Annotated in this window: 1 protein-coding gene; it reads right to left on the reverse strand. The window is 67.6% G+C overall.

The window, feature by feature from the left end; all coding sequences use genetic code 11:
• On the reverse strand, positions 1-563 hold a 563-nt coding region (locus IG04_RS0141805), incomplete at its 3' end, for an MFS transporter (RefSeq protein ID WP_248782550.1).
• Positions 564-577: the final 14 nt, after the last annotated feature.

A 577-nucleotide genomic window follows, 5' to 3' on the forward strand; every position in this document is an offset into this window, starting at 1 on the left:
CGCAGCGGCATCATCGGCCGTTCCGACCGGCGTTCGATGACGACGAATGCGATGAGTAGCGCCAGTCCGGCCAGTCCGGACGCGACCGTGGACGGATGACTCCAGCCCACGGTTTCCGCCTCACCGAGGCCGTAGATCAACGTTCCGACGCCGAGCGTGCCGGTGATCGCGCCGGGCAGGTCGTACCTGACCACGGCGTCGAGCTGACTCTCCGCGAGAAACCGAACGGCGGGAACGAGGACGACCAGCACCAGCGGAACGTTCACCAGCAGACACCATCGCCACGATCCGAGTTCGGTGAGGACACCGCCGAGAACCATGCCCACGGCCATCCCCGATCCGACCGCCGCACCGAAGATGCCGAAGGCGCGAGCACGTTCGCGCGCATCGCTGAACGCCGTCGTCAACAACGCCAGCCCGGCGGGAGCAAGCAACGCGGCGAACACCCCCTGGGCGGCGCGAGCCAGGGGAAGCATGACCGGTCCAACGGCAAGCCCTCCGAGTGCCGAGGTCACCGCGAAGCCGAGCAAGCCGAGCAGGAAGATCTTCTTTCTGCCGTGCACGTCCGCCAGCCGAC

The organism is Lentzea albidocapillata (assembly GCF_000719115.1).
GTDB classification, from domain to species: Bacteria; Actinomycetota; Actinomycetes; order Mycobacteriales; family Pseudonocardiaceae; genus Lentzea; species Lentzea albidocapillata.